Genomic DNA, 602 nt, shown 5'->3' on the forward strand with positions numbered 1-602 from the left:
GAGCTCTCGACCTCAAGAGTGATGGTCTTCCCGGTGAGGGTCTTGACAAAGATCTGCATACCACCACGAAGGCGGAGGACGAGATGGAGTGTAGATTCCTTCTGGATATTATAATCAGCTAGGGTGCGGCCATCCTCCAGCTGCTTGCCGGCAAAGATCAGCCTCWGCTGRTCCGGGGGRATTCCCTYCTTGTCCTGGATCTTAGCCTTGACGTTATCAATGGTGTCAGAGCTCTCGACCTCCAGGGTAATGGTCTTCCCGGTGAGGGTCTTCACGAAGATCTGCATGCCACCACGGAGGCGGAGGACAAGGTGAAGGGTGGATTCCTTTTGAATATTGTAGTCGGCCAAAGTGCGACCATCCTCGAGCTGCTTGCCAGCAAAGATCAAACGCTGCTGGTCTGGGGGGATGCCCTCCTTGTCCTGGATCTTTGCCTTGACGTTGTCAATGGTATCCGAGGACTCCACCTCMAGSGTGATGGTCTTSCCMGTSAGGGTCTTSACGAAGATCTGCATCTTGAAAGGAAATTTGGAAGTTTGCTAAGCGGAAAAAGGAATAGGACGAGGGAATAGGGCCGGGTGGATTCCTTTTGAATATTGTAG

General features: G+C 52.5%; 1 protein-coding gene. It reads right to left on the reverse strand.

From position 1 onward, the window contains the following. A partial coding sequence (locus FWJ25_RS19805; protein WP_246166902.1) for a ubiquitin family protein occupies window positions 1-467 on the reverse strand: 467 nt, incomplete at its 3' end. Window positions 468-602: the final 135 nt, after the last annotated feature.

Source organism: Marinobacter salinexigens (assembly GCF_008370345.1).
GTDB lineage: Bacteria > Pseudomonadota > Gammaproteobacteria > Pseudomonadales > Oleiphilaceae > Marinobacter > Marinobacter salinexigens.